The sequence below is a fragment of the Gilliamella sp. ESL0232 genome (assembly GCF_013346885.1).
Taxonomy (GTDB): Bacteria; Pseudomonadota; Gammaproteobacteria; order Enterobacterales; family Orbaceae; genus Gilliamella; species Gilliamella bombi.
Map to the genome: position 1 here is coordinate 20,352 of NZ_JAAEDW010000004.1, position 20,792 is coordinate 41,143.

The window sequence follows — 20,792 nt, forward strand, 5'->3', positions numbered from 1 at the left end:
CTTTAACTTTTGGGCGCTTATTTGCGCCCAATAATGAGAATCGACAATGGCAACACATCATGACAATGTAAAACAGCAGTTTGGCGAGCAAGCCAATGCCTATTTAACTAGCAAAGTACATGCTCAAGGGCCTGATCTTGAATATTTATCTAATCTACTTATATCGCATTCCGAGGCAAATCTACTTGATATGGGATGTGGTGCAGGCCATGTCAGTTTTATTGCGGCAAAATATGTTAAACATGTTACAGCCTATGATCTTTCAAATGAAATGTTATCGGTTGTAGCGCAAACAGCAAAAGAGCGCAATTTACAAAATATAACCGTTAAGCAAGGTTATGCTGAATATCCCCCTTTTGCTGATAATCAATTTGATATTGTTGTCAGTCGTTATTCTGCTCATCATTGGCATGATGTAGGCAAAAGTATTCGGCAGCTCCATCGAATAACTAAAGCTGGCGGTAAATTAATTATTATGGATGTTGTATCACCAGGTCATCCTGTATTAGATATTTGGCTACAAACCGTTGAAGCCATGCGTGATACCTCACATGTTCGTGACTATACCCCCGGTGAGTGGTTAACCTTTTTAACTGAAGCGGGTTTCGTCATTAATAATATAACTCGTCATCGTTTAACACTCTCTTTTGATACATGGGTTAAACGAATGCGTACTCCTGAACAGTTGATTGAAGCGATACGAATTTACCAAGAAACAGCAGCCGACGATACAAAAAAATATTTTGAACTTCAAGTAGATGGTTCTTTTACTACGGATATGATGATTATTGAAACTGAAAAAGTTATCTAAAACGATCCGTTGTCATAAACAGCTTTACATTTAAAGCTGTTTTCGTTGACTTGATGGTGGAATTGATAAGGCTTCACGGTATTTTGCTACGGTGCGACGTGCAATAATAATACCTTGTTCTTCAAGCATCGAAACTAATTTACTATCACTTAATGGCTTTTTACTATTTTCTGCCGATATATATTTTTTAATTAATGCTTGGATAGCAGTAGATGAAACCTCACCGCCTGAATCATTATTGACATGACTTGAGAAAAAGAATTTAAGTTCATAAATTCCGCTTGGACAATGCAGATATTTTTGAGTTGTTACACGAGAAATGGTCGATTCATGCATATCAATTGCCGTTGCAACATCAGACAAAATCATTGGCTTCATGTATTCAGCACCGTGTTCAAAAAAGGCTTGTTGATGCTCAACAATAAATTGGCTGACTTTTAATAAGGTTTCGTTACGGTTTTCGATGCTTTTAATAAACCAATTAGCTTCTTGCAGATGAGATCTAATATATTGCCCATCACTTTCATTAGCTAATTTTACCATATCGGCGTATTGCTGGTTAATACGTAAAGATGGAACTGTATCGCTATTTAAATACACAACCCATTTTCCTTGTACCTTTTTTACCATGACATCAGGGATGACATAGTCTGGAGAAGCAGTATTAACCAAATCGCCGGGATAAGGTTGTAAACGTTGTATAAAATCAACAGCCTCTTTTAATTGTTCATCTGTTGTATTTAACACTTTTTTTAAGTTTCTATAATCACGTATGGCTAATAAGTCTAAATAATTATCAATAATTTGTTTAACTAATGGTGGAGTGTCTAAATGTTGAATTTGAATAGACAAGCACTCTTGCAACGATCTGGCACCGACACCGATAGGATCAAAATTCCATATTCGTTTCAATACTGCTTCAACTTCGGCAATTTCAATTTCATCATTACCTTGTTCTTCAAGTATTTCTTCTGTTGAAACTGTTAAATAGCCTCTCTCATCTATAGCTTCAATAATAGATACTGCTATCGCCCTATCTGTATCGCTAAAGGGTGTTAGTTCAAGTTGCCATTCCAGATAAGCATGTAATGTTTCGTGAGTTTCACCTTGATAGATAGGCAATTCATCATTACGATAATCTGAGTTAGTTCCAGATGGAGTTCCTGCACTATAAATATCATCTAAAGATGCATCCAATGGAATATCATCGGGAATCTCTTTGCTATCTAAAGCCTCACGCGTATCAATATTTTCTGTTTCATCGTTTTGTTTAACGTTCACTTCGTCATATTGATCATCAACTTCAAGTAATGGATTGTTTTCAAGCGCAGTTTGTATTTCTTGTTGGAGTTCTAAAGTTGACAACTGTAGTAATTTAATCGCCAATTGTAATTGTGGCGTCATGGATAATTGTTGAGAGACTTTCAGTTGTAAACTGGTTTTCATCATAATCTGAACTCGTTTCCTAAGTAAACGCGTTTTACATATTCGTTACTTAAGATGTCATTTGGTGAACCTTCAGCAATTAAATGTCCTTTATTAACAATATAAGCACGTTCGCAAACATCTAAAGTTTCACGTACATTGTGATCGGTTATTAATACTCCCAACCCTCGATCGCGTAGATGCTTAATAATATTTTTGATATCTATCACCGAAATTGGATCAACCCCAGCAAAGGGTTCATCAAGTAAAATAAATTTAGGATTAGCTGCTAACGCCCTTGCTATTTCTACTCGACGTCTTTCTCCACCTGATAGAGATTGTCCTATGCTGTCACGAATATGAGAAATATGGAACTCTTCAAGTAATTCTTCGGCACGATCGATTTTCTCATTTTTATCAATATCTTTGCGCGTTTCTAAAATTGCCATAATGTTATCTATAACAGACAATTTTCTAAAAATAGACGCTTCTTGTGGTAAATAGCCAATACCTTTTTGAGCTCGCTCATGTAAAGGTAAAATGCTGATATCATGATCATCAAGGTAAATTTTACCTGCATTTAATGTCACTATACCAACAACCATATAAAAAGTAGTGGTTTTACCCGCACCATTAGGGCCCAATAATCCAACAATTTCGCCAGAGTTGACGGTTAAACTCACATCTTCAACAACTCGTCTTTTTTTGTATACTTTGGCCAGATTTTCCGCTTTTAAAATTGACATTTATTTATTCATCCCTTTAACTTGGTTTGGGATAATAGTGCTTTTTACTCGCATATTCTTACCAGGATTGGCTAAAATTTGCTGTTTTTTAACATCGTATGTAATCAGATCACTAACAATATGATTGTCTTGTTGAAATAATTCAGCATGCCCTTGTAAAATAACATTATTTTGCTTCACATTGTAAATAACTTGAGAAGAATGACCCGTCACAACTTTATTGTTTTCTGGTAAAATTTGCTTATAATTCACAGGATTACCATAAGCTGTGATTTTTTGCTTATTTTTGTCTTGCGTGTCAGTGATAACGACTTTATCAGCTTTTATAGTTAATCCTTCTTGGACAATAACAACATTGCCAATAAATGTGATTGTATTATTTTCAATATCAATTTTTTGATTATCTGCATCTATCGTTATGGGTTTATTATCAGCGAACATTTTATGTTCTTCTTTAGAGTTTATAGATTGCGAAGTAAGTTCATTGGCGAAACTACTTAAAGAGATTGGTAGCAATAAAATTAATGAAAAAACAACCTGTTTTAGCGAACTCATGTTTTATTTTGCCTCTGTATTATAATATGTTTTTACATTTTCAAGTATATTAGCCGTTTTGGCATGTAAATCACCCGCTAAACCAATACCAGTTGAATAAAATCCCACCCCATTGATGATGACAGGATCTTTTGATTTGACTAGTTGTGAAGTTAAATCTATCACGGCATTATCAGTTTTTACTTGTTTCAATTGAGCTTCTTGTGTCAAATTATCTAATTGAACATCATCATAAAGGTAAAGAAGTTTATCTTTTGTCAACGTTGCTTTCTTTGCTTTAATATGCCATGTAGCTGAATGATTCTGTTCATAAAACGTAAAATTGGGCAAATCAAATTCAGTATTATTTGAGTCATCAAAATGCCTTACATTACTGGACTCAATTTTATAAATAAGATCCCCAGATAAGTCATAAATATCTGTTAACATTTTATCACTTTGATAAATCGGCTTATCTGATATATTTAGAGTGGATTGATTTACAACCTCATCTCCTTTTTGATAATTATAATAAACACCGATAACAACAATGAGAAGTAAAAAACAGATTAGATTTTTTTTATTCATAACATACGTTTTTCACATTAATTAGAAATTATTATTTCGAATGCCAAAATTTTAATTATTCTACTTTATTTTTTATTAAATTAATATCGAACATTAAAAGAAGTTAAATCGTTTTGTGGTAATAATTCAAAAATATTAAAATGTGAAATGCGTGAAGATGCAGGACCGCCATTTTCAATCCATTTTATTAATTTGCTTATTTGTAAACTATCACCTTGAGCTATAATCTCAACATCGCCATTATCTAAATTTTGAACATAACCAACTAAACCCAGTTTTTGGGCTTGCTGATAAGTAAAAAAACGAAATCCTACACCTTGCACGCGACCGCTAACATTTATCTTAACTTTCTTAATCATCTTGCGACCTCATTTTATTATAACCTGGATTCAAACATATTAATTTTAATGATGAAATACTAATTTAGGTTGAAAATACAGAACATAATTTTTTATCATGGTTAAATGTTAGATTCATTAATAATCTTGCAACTAGTAAGTTTTTTACTTATCGACTAAATTTTATTTTTCAATAAAATAAACAATAATAAATAATTAAAACAATGGAAATAAATATGTTATTAAAATATAAAAAAAAGCTTTTTTTACTTTGGCTATTATCAGTATTAAGCTACTATACACTTAATTCATGTGCTTTTGCTAATGTTGAAATTGATAAACAGAAAATTGGCAAAGTCGTTGATGAATTTAATGGTGTGAAAGTCTATTATAATGGTAGCATCAATAATGTAAGTGGAAGAAATATTGCTAAAGACGGCTATAACTTAGGTCTGAAATATCAATGTGTTGAATTCATCAAACGCTATTATTATCAACGCTTCAATCACAAAATGCCCAATAGCTATGGGCATGCAAAAGATTTCTTTGACCCTTCAATCATTGATGGAAAAATTAATCGTCAACGTAATTTATTACAGTTTCATAATGGTTCACCAACTAAACCAAAAGTTGAAGATATTATTATCCTTAATTGGTCAAATTATGGGCATGTTGCCATTATAAGTAAAGTAACCGACAACGAAATTGAAATTGTGCAACAAAACCCCGGACCAAATGCAAGCAGTAGAGCAACTTTTCCTTTAATCTTTAAAGATGGAAAATGGATAATAGAAGGTTTTGGCGTTTTAGGTTATTTACGTAAAAATAAATAATTGCCTGCACCAGAGTAAACTACAACAAAAAAACAAATGGCATAATTACAGAAAATATTCAAAATAATAATTCAGATCTTTAATTAAGATTAATCAACAAACCATTCATTCTTCTGTTTTGATACTATTTTTATAGTCTCCAAAATAGCCGATAGGTTTTCATGTTGAGCTATTGCAGAAAAATTTTGACAATCCCAACTTCGGCTAACGTAATAAGTAACACAAATGCTACCATACAAGTAGAGTTGTATGGCTTTGCGGGATTTATCACAGGAAAAAAGGAATTTTGTTAAAAAGTTTCAGGTAACACTATGTTTCAGTATAAAAAAGGAAATAAAAAGATAGCAAACTGGCAATCATATCTGTTTTTAACTGTATTAACGGTATAATAACTCTGGATATAACTGGAATTTGGCTGTTATAAATGCCAATGTTTTAAAAACAATATGCTATGTAATTAATGGACTCTATTTTGATATTATTAATAGATAATTATGATTCTTTTACCTTCAATATTCACAATTATTTGTGTCAAGTTGGCGCAGAAGTTAAAGTGATTAAAAATGACGAAATGACAATTGAACAAATAAAAGAGCTTAGCTTTTCTAAGATTATCATTTCGCCTGGTCCGGGATCCCCTGCCGATTCTGGAATATCACTTGCAACTATTGCCGAATTTAGTCATATTTGCCCAATATTGGGAGTTTGTTTAGGGCATCAAGCGATTGCTCAATATTATGGTTATAAGATCATCAAAGCACCAACACCTATGCATGGAAAAGTCGATGAAATAACGCACGATGGTCAAGGCGTGTTTAAAGGGATCAAAAGCCCTCTTTCGGTTGTTCGTTATCATTCATTAATTGCTTGTGATAAGCTTTTACCAAAAGACTCTCAATTAATCGTAACAGCAAGAAACAATCAAGGATTGATTATGGGACTACGTCACAAAAAGTTACCCATCGAGTCAGTCCAATTTCACCCTGAAGCAATTAAAACCGAATTTGGTTTACAAATGATTCATAATTTTGTCCATGAGCAATACTAAAATGAAAATTCATATCGACTTTGAAGGTCAACATAAATATTTTTGCAACCCTATCGCCATTTTAAAGTCTGATGATTATTCAACAATCAAACAACAATTTGATTCAATCGAAAAATTCACACAACAAGGCTATTATGCGGTTGGATATCTCGCTTATGAAAGCGCAATGGGGTTCAATAGTGAAAATAAAACAAAACAGAATTATGATTTGCCGCTATTGATATTTGGTATTTTTGATAAATTTTCTATCATTGAGCAAAAACATATAGAAATAAGTGATTACACTCCACCAACTTTTGATTTGATAAGCGATACATCAAGAGAGGAATATAATCAAAAAATTAACTTTATTCGATCTCAAATTGAATCAGGCAATACTTATCAAACCAACTATACAATTCAATTTACTACTCCATTTAATGAAAGTGCTATTAATTATTACCACTTTCTACAAAAGAACAATCAAGCCGACTATTGCGCTTATATTGAGTTTGACGATTATTGTATTTTATCAATTTCGCCAGAATTATTTTTTAAGTTAGAAAATAAAATTATTACAACAAAACCAATGAAAGGAACAACTGCGCGCGGTTTAAATAATCACCAAGATAAACAACAATTAGAATTATTATTCTCTGAAAAAAACCAAGCTGAAAATATGATGATTGTTGATTTATTACGTAATGATTTAAGTCGGGTTGCAAAGGCAGGATCAGTTACAGTTCCTAAATTATTTTCAGCCGAAAAATATCCAACCGTTTGGCAATTGACTTCTATGATTCAAGGTGAATTGAAAGAAAATGTTAATTTATATCATATTTTTCAAGCACTATTTCCTTGTGGATCAATAACTGGAGCGCCTAAAACCAGTACAATGCAAATTATTGCAGATATTGAAAACTCACCACGTGGAGTTTACTGCGGGACAATTGGTTATATTGAACCATATATGAACAAAGCTATATTCAATATCCCAATTCGGACTTTAACCATACACAATCAACAAATGCATTATGGTGTTGGCGGAGGGATCACTTGGGATTCAACCTCACAAGATGAATATAATGAGATTTTAGCTAAAACAGCAATTTTAACTCGCACCACATCTTCTCCCAAATATGTCATTGAATCATTATTGCTTGAAAAAGGGCAATTTTTCTTATTGGAAGAACATTTAAGCAGACTTTCTCAATCAGCTGATTATTTTGATTTTAACTATGATATCAATGCAATTAAGTTGCAACTTATTAAGTTAGCAAATGCAACTAATAAAAATATTGAAAATATTTATAAAATCAGAATTTTACTGCAAAAAAATGGGCTATATACCATTAGCGAGAATATAATTAACTCGCCAATGCAGATCAATGAAATCGAATTTGCAAAGCAGTACGTTCATAACCAAAACGTATATTTGTATCATAAAACGTCTAATCGGGAGCATTTTCCTAATTTAATTACAGGAAAAGAATATATTAATTTTAACCAACACAATGAAATAACTGAATTTGTTAATGGTAACCTCGCATTGCGGATTAATGATCAATGGATTACCCCTAAAAAAGAATCGGGGTTACTAGCTGGCACCATGAGGCAATTTTATTTAGATCACAATCAATTGTTAGAAAAAACGATTTTAAAAGATGACCTTTTAAAAGCCGATAAAATCGCATTTATCAATAGTGTTCGTAAATGGGTAGAAATTGATGACAAGATTTTTAGTCAGTTCAAACGATCATTAAGATCAATTACCGTTTAAATTCAAATATTCCGCCAACATTATGGCGGAATATTATTATGACATTAAAGTTTTATTGAGTTTACAAAGTCTAGTTCTTCATCCTGCCAACCTTTAGATAGCGCGTTAACTAAAGCATCATATCCATTACTTGCTAAAGGAACATGGCGTTCAAATGGTTTGCTTTCAATATTATTTTTACTATCAGTAACAACCCATCGTCCTTTAATCACCGCATCACCAGTATAGCTTCCATGAAACCCATCAATAAATAACTTTACCGTCAATGTTGGCGTTGTAATTGATCTGCTAGAGACTAAATAATTTGGTAACATGACCGTTAAATCTTGCGTCAATCGTTCTTGCAATTGCTGAGATAGTGTTGAAGCCCATAAATGATGCATTGCTGTTTCATATTTGATATTATCAGTTTGTAATACAATACCTGGTTTATTTAAAAAACTCACCACATCTACCGACTCAATCCAAATAAAATATTTGGTAGTTTTTATTTTTTGCAATACTGGACTTGGTAAATTACTAGTTAGTTGAAAATAGCTTTTACTTGGGTCGTTAGCTGAACAACCGACTAATATTGCAAGTAATGGCATAAATATGATTGTAAGTAGCTTTTTATATATTTTGTTCATCATTTTTTACCTTTTGCTTTAGGCTCTTGATCTTTCTTCGCTGGAGCAGAAAAAATCAGTGCATTGCTCTTATCATTGAGAGTATTAAGTAATGGCGTTAATTCATCCATCATCTGTTGCACTTTTTGTAAACTCTCTTTCATTTGGTTATTTAATTCAGAACCTGGTTGTAATTCTTTCATTGTTTCATTTAATGAACGTAATGTTTTTTGTAAATCCTTTGGTATATTTTGCATCTCTTTACTTGCCATAATACGATTTAACGATTTCATTAATCGTTCACTCGAAGCTAATGATTGATTGAACTGCGATAGAGTATTGTTAAGTGGCAAATTATTAAAATTATCAAGTAACTGCATAATTTTTGCCTGAATTTGCGCAATCCCTGTCGAAGTCGCCTCAATTGTATCGTAACCAAACTGCTTCGCTAGTTGTGGATCATACTTATTTTTTAATTCAGGATAAAAATCAAGATCTATATATAGCGCACCAGTAAACATATTTGAAGTTTTTAATGACGCTCTTAACCCATTTTTTTGTTCTTTCATTATCAAAGCGGCAATATCGATTTTCTCATCAACTAATTCAGATAAACGATCAGGCTCTATCCTAATTAATATCGGCACCCTTTTATTTAAAATTGATGATTTTTCTAACATTTCAGCGGTATAAAATGGTACTTTAGATACTGTTCCTAATCTAATACCATGATATTCAACTGGTACTCCCTCTGTTAACCCCGATATAGAATCAGAAAGCATAATAAGGAATTCTTTATATTCAGTATATTGCGAATCTTGGATAGATTTTTTATCTTCATATAATGTATAAACTGCATTTTGCTCAGCGGGTGCACCTAATTTGGATCCTTCGGGTAAATCAAAACTAATTCCTCCAGACATTAATACATCCAGAGAAGGGACATCTAGGCTTGCACCTCGAGATGAAAGAGTTAAATTGATACCTCCTTCTTTCCAAAATCGTACGTTTTGTGTTACTAACACATCATAAGGTTTAGTAATAAAAATTTGATATTTCATCTTACGCGATTCAACATCAAATTCCGAGGTCTCCACATTCCCTACACGATAACCATGAAACATGATAGCTGCCCCTCGAGGAATCACACCATTTTGCTCACTTTCTAATTTTAGACGAATACCTTTGATACTAGGATCAGACAACGGAGGCGCATCAGAAAGCACAAAAGGTTTATTTTGAAAACTATGATTATCGTTCCCTGCGGCTAATTCTATATAGACACCCGATAAAATAGTACCTAATCCCGTTACCCCATCACGACCAATTTCTGGCTTGACGACCCAAAAAATCGAATCATTTTTCAGCAATGGAGCCATATCGCTATAAACACGGCCTTTTATAACCACTTGCTGGTAGTCATCAGATAAAGTCACTTCATCGACTATACCCACATCAACACTGCGATTTTTAATTACCGTTTTGCCAGCAACAATGCCACTTGCGTCTTTTGCAAGTAATGTGAACGAGGTACCTCTATCAGCATAATGAGAGTAGATTATCCATAGACCAACAATTGCAGTGACAATGGGAATAATCCATATTGCTGAAATAGCTCTAATTTTAATTATTTTTGCCAATTTACTTGATGTTGCCATATTGTTCCTATTAATCTATTTTCTATTTTGCGGACGATCCCAAATTAAACGAGGATCAAATTTTTGTGATGCAATCATTGTGATAATAACGACAGTTGCAAAGAATGTAACGCCAATATCAGGATAAACACCCATCATTTGCTGATTTCTCACTAAAGAACAAACGACAGAAACAACAAATATATCTATCATTGACCATTTACCAATAAACTCAACTGCACTATATAATTTTTTCATTTTTAAACAATTATTCTTATTTTTTCGTTTTACTGCTAATGCAAAATAACAAAGCCAACTTAGTGAAATAATTTTTAAAATTGGTATAACAACACTAGCGAGAAAAATAACAAGAGCAACAGGTACATCACCTGCTTGCCACATATAAATAACTCCATCCATGATATTTGAAGTTGATGCAGCCCCCAAAACAACAGTTATCATAATTCCAAATAAATTAGCAGGAATGTAAAGAATTAATGAAGTAATTAATAAAGCTATAGTCCATTGTATTTTATCACGCTCCCTAATTTTACTTTTTTGTTTACATCGAGGGCATTTTTTATAATGTATGGGTAATATAGCCTGACAACAATTACATAATTTTAGATTTTGACTAATTCCTGTTTTTCCAACTTTCAATGAATTAACAGCAAAGTTATTACGATGAATTTCGTTCCAAATTACTTCAGGCGAGAAAATAACTAAAGATTTTATATAAAAAAAGACAAATAGACAAAACGCCCAAAACGTACCAGTGACCCCAATACTGCCATAACTCATTAATTTAACAAAACTGACCAAAACACCAGTAAGAAAGATTTCCGGCATACACCAATGTTGAAATTTTTCATAAACAATAAGTAGATCGCGTTTGCGATATTTTGTTAATTGAATTCTGGAGCAAAGCAGGACGATGATTAATAAATTGAATATAGGGAAAAGTAAAACAAATAAAATAAAAAGCGCTGAAACATAGCTATATTTATCAAAATAAAGGGTCTTAGGAATATCTAATACGCTAACGCCAATGTAATTTCCTACAATTCGGATATCAATAAAGACAAAGCCGCAGGCGACAATAATCATAATTAATGAACAAGCTGCATACATAGCAGCTCTAAATTTCATATTGCTACTATTTTTAGCTAATGTAGTATTACAGCGTGGACAAACAGCTTTGTGCCCTACTGTTATATCAGTTAATTCTATGACCAAATCACAGTGTGAGCATAAAACATAATGTTGTTTATCAATGGTCATTGTTTTCCTTTATTTCGAAATATATTTTAACCTAAATAAATATTTCAGAGTAATATAACATTTGAGTATGAAATTAATGAGTTATTATTAAATAGTTTCTTGAAGAACAAATATTTTAATGAATAAAAGTTGGTTATATTAGCTCCAAAGCTAATCATATCAAATGACATTTTTTTATGAAAGTATTACTAAATTAAATTAGTGGGTTTTGATTATTATCAAATATAATCTTTATAAAATGCGTTATTCTTTTCATTATACTAAAATAATCAATATTAATTTAGGTTTGATAAAAATTCACAGCTATAAAATTAACAAAATAATTCAATAAATTTAATCTTGAATATCAATATTTCATCACCATTTGTTAGTTTCAATTATTACATAAAACAAATCATCCATAAAATTTGTGTCTTAATTTCCATAGTTAACTAAATAATTGTTGAGAAAAAAACTTGATACTGTATAACAATACAGTATAATATTACCAATCCTAACTCATTGGAATTTTATAATATGAACGAAAACAAACAACGCGCACTTTCTGCTGCATTAAGTCAAATCGAAAAACAATTTGGTAAAGGTTCAATTATGCGTTTAGGGGACACCCAAACGTTAGATGTAGATGCTGTATCTACAGGTTCTTTAGGTCTTGATATTGCTCTAGGTATTGGCGGTTTACCAATGGGTCGAATTGTTGAAATTTTTGGGCCAGAATCATCTGGTAAAACAACACTTACCTTATCAGTCATAGCACAAGCTCAAAAAGAAGGTAAGACTTGTGCATTTATTGATGCTGAACATGCACTCGATCCAATTTATGCAGCTAAATTAGGCGTTCAAGTTGATGACTTATTAGTTTCTCAACCTGATACAGGAGAGCAAGCCCTTGAAATTTGCGACGCTTTGGTTCGTTCTGGTGCTGTTGATGTTATTATTGTTGACTCAGTCGCAGCATTAACTCCAAAAGCTGAAATTGAGGGTGAAATGGGCGATTCTCATATGGGATTACAAGCTCGCTTAATGTCACAAGCATTACGTAAACTAACTGCGAATATCAAAAATGCAAATTGTTTAGTTGTATTTATTAACCAAATTCGTATGAAAATTGGTGTTATGTTTGGTAGCCCAGAAACAACAACAGGCGGTAATGCACTAAAATTCTATGCTTCTGTTCGCCTTGATATTCGTCGCACAGGTTCTGTGAAAGAAGGCGAAGATATTATTGGTAGTGATACTCGAGTTAAAGTGGTTAAAAATAAAGTTGCAGCACCTTTTAGACAAGCAGAATTCCAGATTCTTTATGGTTGTGGTATTTCTAAAGAAGGCGAATTGATTGACTTAGGGGTTAAACATAAGTTAGTCGATAAAGCTGGTGCATGGTATAGCTACAACGGCGAAAAAGTTGGACAAGGTAAAGCTAACTCAATTAAGTTTTTGCAAGAACATCCTGAAATCGCAAAAGAGCTCGAAACAAAACTACGTGATTTATTACTAAATAGTCCAGCAGATTTTACAGCCCCTGAAGACGATATTTCATTAGAGAATGACAGCATTGAATAATGAAAAAAAACTCAATAAATCAATCCTAAATAAAGCTGTGCAATTACTTGCACAGCGCGATCACTCTTCGTATGAACTAAGCCAAAAAATGATATTCTTTTTTGCAAAGAAGCAACAAAATACAGAAGAAGAATATCATGACCAATTGACTAAACTAAAAATTGAAATACAAGATGTGATTGAACATTGTATTAATCAAAATTGGATAAATGACGCCCATTATATTGAAAATTATATTGTTATGCGTGCCAATAAAGGCTACGGAAAGTATAAAATTGCAATAGAACTTAAACAACGGGGTTTATCTGTTGACTTAAGCCGTCAGTTATTACAAGCCTCTAATATAAACTGGGGAAACCTTGCATATAAACAATTATTAAAAAAGTCAAAACAAATCAAACCCGAAAATAACAATAAAAAACAAAAAGTTACTCAGTTTTTAGTTGCTAGAGGTTATACACAAGATGATATTAAAGCTGCTTACGATTTATTGACTTAAATAATTATAATATCTAGAATACAAAACATATAATTTAAAGCCTATTACAAATAAAGCTCATTAATTCTTTTTTTATTTTATCCCTATTTACTTGTAATAAATATTAGTTAGCTCCACTCCAATTTAGGAAGATTTACTTTTCAACTTTAGTTGTAACGGGTATATTACTATGTTTAAAAATCTATCGTTTTATATGGAAGCATAAATGAAAAGTACTGCAGAAATTCGTCAAAATTTTCTTGACTTTTTCCGTGGCAAAGGACATGAAGTTGTCGCAAGTAGTTCCCTTGTTCCACACAATGATCCAACATTATTATTTACTAATGCTGGAATGAATCAATTTAAAGATGTATTCCTTGGTGTTGATAAGCGTTCTTACACTAGAGCAACAACATCGCAACGTTGCGTCCGTGCTGGTGGAAAACATAATGATTTAGATAATGTTGGTTATACTGCTCGACACCATACATTTTTTGAGATGTTAGGAAACTTTAGTTTTGGTGACTACTTTAAACATGATGCAATACATTTTGCATGGGAATTATTGACCAGCAAAGAGTGGTTTAACCTACCTAAAGAGAAGTTAACCGTTACCGTTTATGAGACAGATGACGAAGCATATGCAATATGGGAAAAAGAAATCGGCATCCCTAAAGAACGCATAATTCGTATTGGTGATAATAAAGGTGCTCCGTATGCCTCAGATAACTTTTGGCAGATGGGTGATACCGGTCCTTGTGGTCCTTGTACCGAAATTTTCTATGATCATGGTGATCACATTTGGGGAGGACCTCCTGGTAGCGCAGAAGAAGATGGTGACAGATTTATAGAAATTTGGAATATTGTCTTTATGCAATTTAATCGCCATCCCGATGGAACAATGGAACCATTACCTAAGCCATCTGTGGATACTGGTATGGGACTAGAACGTATTGCTGCAGTGCTACAACACGTCAACTCTAATTATGAAATAGATCTGTTTAAGAAATTAATTAATGATGCTGCTAACGTTATTCAGACTAAAGATTTAGAAAATAAATCGCTACGCGTTATTGCCGACCATATCCGCTCTTGTGCATTCCTAATTTCAGATGGAGTTTTACCTTCAAACGAAGGACGAGGCTATGTACTACGCCGCATTATTCGACGCGCAGTGCGTCATGGGCACATGCTAGGAGCAAAAGATATTTTCTTTTATAAATTAGTTAAACCATTAATTGATGTGATGGGAAGCGCAGCGGTTGAATTAGAAAATAATCGAAAACTAGTCGAAGATGCACTTAAAATTGAAGAAGAGCAATTTTTAAAGACTCTTGAACGAGGGTTATCTTTATTAGATCAGGAATTAGCCAAAATAACGGGGAAAGTTTTACCTGGAGATATCGCATTTAAACTTTATGATACTTATGGTTTTCCATTAGATCTAACGGCAGATGTGTGTCGTGAAAAAAACATTACTATCGATGAAGATGGCTTTAACCAATGCATGGAAGAGCAACGAAAGCGAGCTCGCGAATCAAGCTCATTTAATGTTGATTATAGTAATGTTATCAAGCTTGATGATAAAACTGAATTTTTAGGTTATCAAGCAACAGAATCATCAGGAAAAGTTATTGCTATATTTAAAAACGGCCAAAAAGTCGAAAATATTAACGCAGGTGATGAAGCTATTGTCGTTTTAGACAAAACACCATTTTATGGAGAGTCTGGTGGCCAAATTGGTGATAAAGGCTTACTAACTGCGGCTAATCTTGAATTTAGTGTTTTTGATAGCCAAAAATATGGTAAAAGTATTGGTCATTTTGGTCAAATTATAAAAGGCTCTTTAAAAGTTGGTGATAATGTCATTGCTGCTATTGATGTTGAGTTGCGTGAACGTATTCGACGTAATCACTCAGCTACGCATCTATTACAAGCGGCTTTACAACGTATTTTAGGCAACCATGTCCACCAAAAAGGGTCTCTAGTTAATGATAGCTATTTACGTTTTGACTTTTCACATAATCAAGCCATTACGCCAGAACAAATTATTGAAATAGAGAACTTAGTAAATCAACAGATTCGTCGTAATTTACCAGTTGATATTGAGCTAATGCCAATTGATAAAGCTAAAGATAAAGGCGCTATGGCTTTATTTGGTGAAAAATATGAAGATATCGTTAGAGTTCTAACAATGGGCGATTTTTCAATTGAACTTTGTGGTGGTACTCACGTAAATAGAACTGGTGATATTGGGTTATTTAAAATAATATCAGAATCAAGCATAGCTTCTGGTGTACGCCGTATTGAGGCAACTTCAGGGCAAAATGCAATGGATCTGATCCATAATGAATCTAATTTATTAACTCAAATTGGACAACTAACTAAAAGTGACAAATCGGCAGTTTTAGTGCGCATTGAGCAATTGATCGAGCAAACTAAACAGCTTGAAAGAACAATTGAACAACTAAAAGCACAGAAAGCTAGCCAAGAAAGTGCACAATTACTTAATCAATGTGAAAAAATCAATGATAAACATTTACTAATTGCTAAACTTGATAATGTTGAAGCAAAATTATTACGGACTATGATTGATGATCTGAAAAATCAATTAAAGACAGGTGTAATAATTTTAGCCGCTGTCAATGATGATAAGATCAATTTAGCTGCAGGTGTAACCAATGACTTAGTCAATATAGTTAAGGCAGGAGATTTGGTTTCCCAATTAGCATTAAAAGTAGGCGGTAAAGGGGGTGGGCGACCTGATTTCGCTCAAGCAGGTGGAATGGATCTCTCGGCATTACCAGAAGCGTTATCTTCTGTGAAAAAGGAAATCAGTAATAAATTACAAGCAAATTAGCCAGATAGGCTCAAAATATTTGTTAATTGAATATTAGAGTTTTCTGTAAAATCCCGTCTTATTGATGGGGGCTGATAAAGCTATATATTAAAATTGTTTGGATATATACTTAACTGATATTAGGAGATCTAATGTTAATTTTAACTAGGAGAGTAGGTGAAACACTAATAATTGGTGATGATGTAGTTATTACCATCTTGGGCGTGAAGGGAAATCAAGTCAGAGTAGGTATTAATGCACCTAAAGAAGTTTCTATTCATAGGGAAGAAATATATAACAAAATTCATCAACCACAAGAAGCAAATGATGAAATACCTAAGTCCATAGGGTAATATTGGGCAGGAAATAAACAACTAACACGCGTAAGCAAAAAAATGTTTGACTTATTTTTTGTAAAACGTAATATGTGCGCCACACATTATGATTTTGTTGTTAAAGCAAAATCATAATACATTGGTGAGATGGCCGAGAGGCTGAAGGCGCTCCCCTGCTAAGGGAGTATGCGGTCAAAAGCTGCATCGAGGGTTCGAATCCCTCTCTCACCGCCATTAAATAAATTAAAATATGCATCCGTAGCTCAGCTGGATAGAGTACCCGGCTACGAACCGGGCGGTCAGGGGTTCGAATCCCTTCGGATGCACCATTTTAAATAAATTCAAAACGCATCCGTAGCTCAGCTGGATAGAGTACCCGGCTACGAACCGGGCGGTCAGGGGTTCGAATCCCTTCGGATGCACCACTTTTTTAACGAACTTACACGCATCCGTAGCTCAGCTGGATAGAGCACTCGGCTTCGAACCGAGCGGTCAGGGGTTCGAATCCCTTCGGGTGCGCCATTAACCACTTTCGAACACTTTATCAGTTATAGCAATAATAAAAAAAATAAAAACTTATCTTATTATATCCAGATTCAAAAACAGCGAAGAACTACTCATCACACCACTTTGTACGTTTATTTGTATATTTTGGAAATTTTGATACCGCATAGTTAAAACTAATGTAGAAAATTACGCTGCTTGTTTTAGTGTTTTATACTCAATCGGTGTCATGTTATTTAATGCCTCATGTGGTCTTTCGGTATTATAAATCATTAACCATTCTTCAGTTATTCTCCTTGCTTGTGCTAAGTTGTTAAAAAGATATAAATCGAGTACTTCAGTACGATAGGTACGATTAAATCGTTCAATAAAGCCATTTTGATAAGGGCTACCGGGCTGGATATAATCAATGGTTATATCATGTGATTTAGCCCAGTTTATAAAGGTTTTTCCTGTAAATTCTGGTCCATTATCGACCCGTATTTTTAATGGATACCCTAGATATTCAGCCAGTTTGGTAATTCTTCCCGCTGGTAAGCTTACTGCAATATCAATCTCTAACGCCTCACGATTAAAGCCATCGATGACATTGAATGTCCTAAAGCGACGTTGATTACAGCTACTATCACTGATAAAAACCATTAATCAACATTCACCTTTTTTATTAGAAATATGATAACTTTTCTGGTGTTCGAAATAAAATACGCTTCTATGTTTTATTCTGAGGTTAAGCCTTAACTCACAATATACTCGATAAACACGTCTATTTATCCATTTATAATCAAGCTACCAATTTACAGAATCATTACAATCCGATACTGAAATATTAAAAATTTGATTAATATTTTCCATAATTCTTTATATTCAATTTGATTTTTTTGATAAAAATCGACGATATCATCTACTACATTTTTACCAAAACATAACTTATCTTTTTCTTATTCTTTAAATCAATTTTAATTGGTAGTATATTATGATCGGTTTTACAGATCGATTAAATAGCGCACGATAGCTAAAACCTATATTAATTGATGTTACTGATCGTTGAAATCTTTCAAATATTTTTAAAAAGTAATAAGTTATAGTAAATTTAAATAATGAAAGGAGTGTAAATAATGTGCAAAAATATCAAGCAAAAAATTTTAAGAATTAAAGAATTAAAATCAAAAACAGGGCTACTCACAAAAAAAGAAATATTTGAACTAAATAGCTTAATAAAAGAGCTTAAAGAATTGTTAAGGGTAAAATTACAAGAACAACAAGATATTGACTTCATTATTGATATTTATTAGTTTTTTTAGGAAACCTACTTACATCAACATCAACCAAAAACTAAAATACAATAAAACGAATAAAAAGGGGAACTAAAAACTCCCCCCTTTATTATAACTATCTTCTAAAAAGTAGAAAATTGTCTATAATAAAAGTAAAAGAGAATTTGAATATGAAAAAGGTGATAAGCACCAAATCGTACCGATATTAAAAAAGTTAAAGCACGTTTCTCAATTAAAGCGCTTTGCCTCAAATAAGATATGGGATATTCAACTTTTTATAAATGGAGGAAAAATACGATGATCTAGAAATTTCGGATATCAGATGTTTAAAAGAGTTAGAAGCGAAAAATCTCAAGCCTAAACGGATGTTTGCAAAATTACAGCTTCAAGAAGAAATCAGAACAAAAACGTGGACAAAATAGCTACAGCCTATTCAATCTATCTCAATTACCATGAGCTGTATATGTATATTGTGAGATTAATTCACTGTGCTTACTATTATCATCCTAAATAATCAAATAATCTGATGATTATATCGATATTAAGTAATTCGAAATTATATTATAACAACATCTTTATGCTTTTTATTTTCTTTTTATTCAAAGATAAACAGCCCTCTAGCCGATATTATGAAAAATATTTATTTGTATATGATTAATATATCAAAAAACAGCTTATCGTCTATCTATTTGAATAAATAATATTTTACTAGTTCCCTAAAGTTCTTCTGGTCGCCATTTCGGTTGAATCCCAATATAATTCTAGTATACTAAGCTAACAAATTTTAATATCGGTAAATTAATCTACTTTTTAATTTATATGTTCTGTTTTCTATAATAGAATAACGATAAAGTAGAAAGATATTCCCTAGTTAATAATGGACACTATTTATGTTGGACCCAAATTTACTCCGAAATGAATTGGATCTTGTCGCTAATAAATTAGCACGTCGAGGATTTAAATTAGATATTGATACGATTCGTCACTTAGAAGAAAAACGCAAAGTATTACAAGTTGAAACCGAGAACTTACAAGCCGAACGTAATGCTCGTTCAAAAGCAATTGGTGAAGCAAAAGCACGAGGCGAAGATATTACAGCTGTCCGTGAAGAAGTCAATAAACTTGGTGAAAAACTCAATAGCGCTAAAGCAGAGCTTGATATCCTACTAAGCAAAATTAAAGATATCGCTTCCACTATCCCAAATATTCCTGATGACTCTGTTCCTGATGGAAAAGATGAAAATGATAATGTTGAAATTTCACGCTTTGGCACACCAAGAAAATTTGATTTCCCAATTCAAGATCATGTTGCATTAGGAGAACGCTTTGGTGATCTTGACTTTGCAGCAGGGGTAAAACTCACAGGTGCACGTTTTGTGGTTATGAAATCACAAATCGCACGCTTACATCGTGCTATTACTCAATTCATGTTAGATTTACACACAGAACAGCATGGTTATGCCGAAATTTATGTACCGTATTTAGTCAATCAAGCAACACTTTTTGGAACAGGACAATTGCCAAAGTTTGCAGGTGACTTATTTCATACTAAACCGCTTGATGAAGAAGCTGAAAGCAGTAATTATGCATTAATTCCAACTGCCGAAGTGCCTGTAACTAATCTTGTGCGCGATGAAATCCTTGATGAAAGTGTATTACCATTAAAAATGACAGCACACACTCCTTGCTTTCGCTCTGAAGCAGGATCTTACGGTAAAGATACTCGCGGCTTAATCCGTATGCATCAATTTGATAAAGTAGAATTGGTTCAAATTGTTAAGCCTGAAGAATCGATGAAGGCATTAGAAGAGTTAACTGCTCACGCAGAAAAAGTATTGCAATTAATTGAATTACCATATCGAAAAATTGTGTTATGTACTGGAGATATGGGCTTTGGCTCTTGTAAAACCTATGACCTTGAAGTATGGGTACCAGCTCAAAATACATACCGAGAAATTTCTTCTTGCTCAAATATGTGGGATTTCCAAGCTCGCCGAATGCAAGCTCGTTATCGTAATAAAGCTGATAATAAAACATATTTAGTACATACACTAAATGGTTCTGGTCTAGCTGTTGGACGTACACTTGTTGCTATTATGGAAAACTATCAACAAGCAGATGGTTCAATTAAAGTTCCATCCGTTTTAGTGCCTTATATGAATGGTGTTGAGTTTATTAAATAACTTACATT

19 protein-coding genes and 4 tRNA genes are annotated in these 20,792 nt (G+C 33.0%); 14 read left to right on the forward strand and 9 right to left on the reverse strand.

Annotation, left to right across the window (positions count from 1 at the left end; translation table 11 throughout):
* The first annotated feature begins 46 nt into the window (after positions 1 to 46).
* A complete protein-coding gene (locus GYW75_RS05500; protein WP_174798720.1) occupies positions 47 to 811 on the forward strand; it encodes a class I SAM-dependent methyltransferase in 765 nt (254 codons plus the stop codon).
* Between the two features lie 30 nt (positions 812 to 841).
* Here GYW75_RS05500 and GYW75_RS05505 read toward each other — a convergent pair whose 3' ends face one another.
* The 5 genes from GYW75_RS05505 to yccX form a co-directional block, all read right to left on the reverse strand.
* A complete protein-coding gene (locus GYW75_RS05505) occupies positions 842 to 2,257 on the reverse strand; it encodes an RNA polymerase factor sigma-54 (RefSeq protein ID WP_065561222.1) in 1,416 nt (471 codons plus the stop codon).
* Complete coding sequence (gene lptB, locus GYW75_RS05510; RefSeq protein WP_034913235.1) at positions 2,257 to 2,982, reverse strand: LPS export ABC transporter ATP-binding protein; 726 nt, start codon at positions 2,980 to 2,982, stop codon at positions 2,257 to 2,259. The genes GYW75_RS05505 and lptB overlap by 1 nt, the downstream gene beginning before the upstream one ends.
* Positions 2,983 to 3,537 (reverse strand): lipopolysaccharide transport periplasmic protein LptA, encoded by a 555-nt coding sequence (gene lptA, locus GYW75_RS05515; protein ID WP_174798721.1) that lies wholly within the window; start codon positions 3,535 to 3,537, stop codon positions 2,983 to 2,985. It abuts the gene before it with no gap.
* A gap of 3 nt (positions 3,538 to 3,540) precedes the next feature.
* On the reverse strand, positions 3,541 to 4,104 hold the full coding sequence (gene lptC, locus GYW75_RS05520; protein WP_034913230.1) for an LPS export ABC transporter periplasmic protein LptC: 564 nt from the start codon (positions 4,102 to 4,104) through the stop codon (positions 3,541 to 3,543).
* 80 nt (positions 4,105 to 4,184) lie between these two features.
* Positions 4,185 to 4,463 carry an acylphosphatase gene (gene yccX, locus GYW75_RS05525; protein ID WP_174798722.1) on the reverse strand — a complete coding sequence of 93 codons (279 nt, stop codon included), beginning with the start codon at positions 4,461 to 4,463 and terminating at the stop codon, positions 4,185 to 4,187.
* A 215-nt stretch (positions 4,464 to 4,678) separates the two neighbouring features.
* On the opposite strand from yccX, the gene GYW75_RS05530 reads away from it, so the two are divergent.
* The 3 genes from GYW75_RS05530 to pabB all read left to right on the forward strand — a co-directional run bounded on the left by GYW75_RS05530 (position 4,679) and on the right by pabB (position 8,082).
* Entirely contained in the window at positions 4,679 to 5,275 is a 597-nt protein-coding gene (locus tag GYW75_RS05530) for a CHAP domain-containing protein (RefSeq protein WP_174798723.1), read from the forward strand.
* A 472-nt stretch (positions 5,276 to 5,747) separates the two neighbouring features.
* Positions 5,748 to 6,323 carry an anthranilate synthase component II gene (locus tag GYW75_RS05535; protein WP_085164940.1) on the forward strand — a complete coding sequence of 192 codons (576 nt, stop codon included), beginning with the start codon at positions 5,748 to 5,750 and terminating at the stop codon, positions 6,321 to 6,323.
* 1 nt (position 6,324) lies between these two features.
* Complete coding sequence (gene pabB, locus GYW75_RS05540) at positions 6,325 to 8,082, forward strand: aminodeoxychorismate synthase component I (RefSeq protein ID WP_167370067.1); 1,758 nt, start codon at positions 6,325 to 6,327, stop codon at positions 8,080 to 8,082.
* Positions 8,083 to 8,126: 44 nt separating this feature from the next.
* Here the strand turns inward: pabB and GYW75_RS05545 are convergent, their stop codons facing one another.
* Genes GYW75_RS05545 through GYW75_RS05555 form a run of 3 tightly spaced genes read right to left on the reverse strand, consistent with a single transcriptional unit; the run spans position 8,127 to position 11,608 of the window.
* Positions 8,127 to 8,714 (reverse strand): PqiC family protein, encoded by a 588-nt coding sequence (locus GYW75_RS05545; protein ID WP_174798724.1) that lies wholly within the window; start codon positions 8,712 to 8,714, stop codon positions 8,127 to 8,129.
* Positions 8,711 to 10,348 (reverse strand): intermembrane transport protein PqiB, encoded by a 1,638-nt coding sequence (gene pqiB, locus GYW75_RS05550; protein ID WP_085164896.1) that lies wholly within the window; start codon positions 10,346 to 10,348, stop codon positions 8,711 to 8,713. The genes GYW75_RS05545 and pqiB overlap by 4 nt, the downstream gene beginning before the upstream one ends.
* Before the next feature lie 15 nt (positions 10,349 to 10,363).
* A complete protein-coding gene (locus GYW75_RS05555; RefSeq protein WP_085164898.1) occupies positions 10,364 to 11,608 on the reverse strand; it encodes a PqiA/YebS family transporter subunit in 1,245 nt (414 codons plus the stop codon).
* Between the two features lie 516 nt (positions 11,609 to 12,124).
* Here GYW75_RS05555 and recA point away from each other — a divergent pair.
* From recA to GYW75_RS05595, 8 genes are all read left to right on the forward strand, one after another.
* A complete protein-coding gene (gene recA, locus GYW75_RS05560) occupies positions 12,125 to 13,171 on the forward strand; it encodes a recombinase RecA (RefSeq protein WP_065574897.1) in 1,047 nt (348 codons plus the stop codon).
* Positions 13,155 to 13,670 carry a regulatory protein RecX gene (locus tag GYW75_RS05565; RefSeq protein WP_085164900.1) on the forward strand — a complete coding sequence of 172 codons (516 nt, stop codon included), beginning with the start codon at positions 13,155 to 13,157 and terminating at the stop codon, positions 13,668 to 13,670. Before recA ends, GYW75_RS05565 begins: the two co-directional genes overlap by 17 nt.
* Positions 13,671 to 13,875: 205 nt before the next feature.
* Positions 13,876 to 16,509 carry an alanine--tRNA ligase gene (alaS, locus tag GYW75_RS05570; protein ID WP_085164902.1) on the forward strand — a complete coding sequence of 878 codons (2,634 nt, stop codon included), beginning with the start codon at positions 13,876 to 13,878 and terminating at the stop codon, positions 16,507 to 16,509.
* A 131-nt stretch (positions 16,510 to 16,640) separates the two neighbouring features.
* Positions 16,641 to 16,841 carry a carbon storage regulator CsrA gene (csrA, locus tag GYW75_RS05575; protein WP_034913196.1) on the forward strand — a complete coding sequence of 67 codons (201 nt, stop codon included), beginning with the start codon at positions 16,641 to 16,643 and terminating at the stop codon, positions 16,839 to 16,841.
* A 123-nt stretch (positions 16,842 to 16,964) separates the two neighbouring features.
* Positions 16,965 to 17,057 (forward strand) — tRNA-Ser (locus GYW75_RS05580).
* An 18-nt stretch (positions 17,058 to 17,075) separates the two neighbouring features.
* Positions 17,076 to 17,152, forward strand: a tRNA-Arg gene (locus GYW75_RS05585).
* A gap of 19 nt (positions 17,153 to 17,171) precedes the next feature.
* Positions 17,172 to 17,248, forward strand: a tRNA-Arg gene (locus GYW75_RS05590).
* A gap of 20 nt (positions 17,249 to 17,268) precedes the next feature.
* Positions 17,269 to 17,345: transfer RNA gene (locus GYW75_RS05595), tRNA-Arg, on the forward strand.
* Between the two features lie 171 nt (positions 17,346 to 17,516).
* Here the strand turns inward: GYW75_RS05595 and GYW75_RS05600 are convergent.
* On the reverse strand, positions 17,517 to 17,969 hold the full coding sequence (locus tag GYW75_RS05600; protein ID WP_174798725.1) for an integrase core domain-containing protein: 453 nt from the start codon (positions 17,967 to 17,969) through the stop codon (positions 17,517 to 17,519).
* A gap of 473 nt (positions 17,970 to 18,442) precedes the next feature.
* Between GYW75_RS05600 and GYW75_RS05605 the strand changes: the two genes are divergently transcribed.
* Positions 18,443 to 18,619, forward strand: a complete 177-nt coding sequence (locus GYW75_RS05605) for a hypothetical protein (protein ID WP_155266131.1) — start codon at positions 18,443 to 18,445, stop codon at positions 18,617 to 18,619.
* An 872-nt stretch (positions 18,620 to 19,491) separates the two neighbouring features.
* Entirely contained in the window at positions 19,492 to 20,784 is a 1,293-nt protein-coding gene (serS, locus tag GYW75_RS05610) for a serine--tRNA ligase (RefSeq protein ID WP_174798726.1), read from the forward strand.
* The last annotated feature ends 8 nt before the right edge of the window (positions 20,785 to 20,792 follow it).

Coding starts and splice junctions, on each gene's coding strand:
- serS (WP_174798726.1), top strand. CDS start 19,492: ATGTTGGACCCAAATTTACTCCGAAATGAATTGGATCTTGTCGCTAAT.
- yccX (WP_174798722.1), bottom strand. CDS start 4,463: ATGATTAAGAAAGTTAAGATAAATGTTAGCGGTCGCGTGCAAGGTGTA.
- GYW75_RS05500 (WP_174798720.1), top strand. CDS start 47: ATGGCAACACATCATGACAATGTAAAACAGCAGTTTGGCGAGCAAGCC.
- lptB (WP_034913235.1), bottom strand. CDS start 2,982: ATGTCAATTTTAAAAGCGGAAAATCTGGCCAAAGTATACAAAAAAAGA.
- recA (WP_065574897.1), top strand. CDS start 12,125: ATGAACGAAAACAAACAACGCGCACTTTCTGCTGCATTAAGTCAAATC.
- csrA (WP_034913196.1), top strand. CDS start 16,641: ATGTTAATTTTAACTAGGAGAGTAGGTGAAACACTAATAATTGGTGAT.
- GYW75_RS05605 (WP_155266131.1), top strand. CDS start 18,443: ATGTGCAAAAATATCAAGCAAAAAATTTTAAGAATTAAAGAATTAAAA.
- pabB (WP_167370067.1), top strand. CDS start 6,325: ATGAAAATTCATATCGACTTTGAAGGTCAACATAAATATTTTTGCAAC.
- GYW75_RS05545 (WP_174798724.1), bottom strand. CDS start 8,714: ATGATGAACAAAATATATAAAAAGCTACTTACAATCATATTTATGCCA.
- pqiB (WP_085164896.1), bottom strand. CDS start 10,348: ATGGCAACATCAAGTAAATTGGCAAAAATAATTAAAATTAGAGCTATT.
- GYW75_RS05530 (WP_174798723.1), top strand. CDS start 4,679: ATGTTATTAAAATATAAAAAAAAGCTTTTTTTACTTTGGCTATTATCA.
- lptC (WP_034913230.1), bottom strand. CDS start 4,104: ATGAATAAAAAAAATCTAATCTGTTTTTTACTTCTCATTGTTGTTATC.
- GYW75_RS05555 (WP_085164898.1), bottom strand. CDS start 11,608: ATGACCATTGATAAACAACATTATGTTTTATGCTCACACTGTGATTTG.
- lptA (WP_174798721.1), bottom strand. CDS start 3,537: ATGAGTTCGCTAAAACAGGTTGTTTTTTCATTAATTTTATTGCTACCA.
- GYW75_RS05600 (WP_174798725.1), bottom strand. CDS start 17,969: ATGGTTTTTATCAGTGATAGTAGCTGTAATCAACGTCGCTTTAGGACA.
- GYW75_RS05565 (WP_085164900.1), top strand. CDS start 13,155: ATGACAGCATTGAATAATGAAAAAAAACTCAATAAATCAATCCTAAAT.
- alaS (WP_085164902.1), top strand. CDS start 13,876: ATGAAAAGTACTGCAGAAATTCGTCAAAATTTTCTTGACTTTTTCCGT.
- GYW75_RS05505 (WP_065561222.1), bottom strand. CDS start 2,257: ATGAAAACCAGTTTACAACTGAAAGTCTCTCAACAATTATCCATGACG.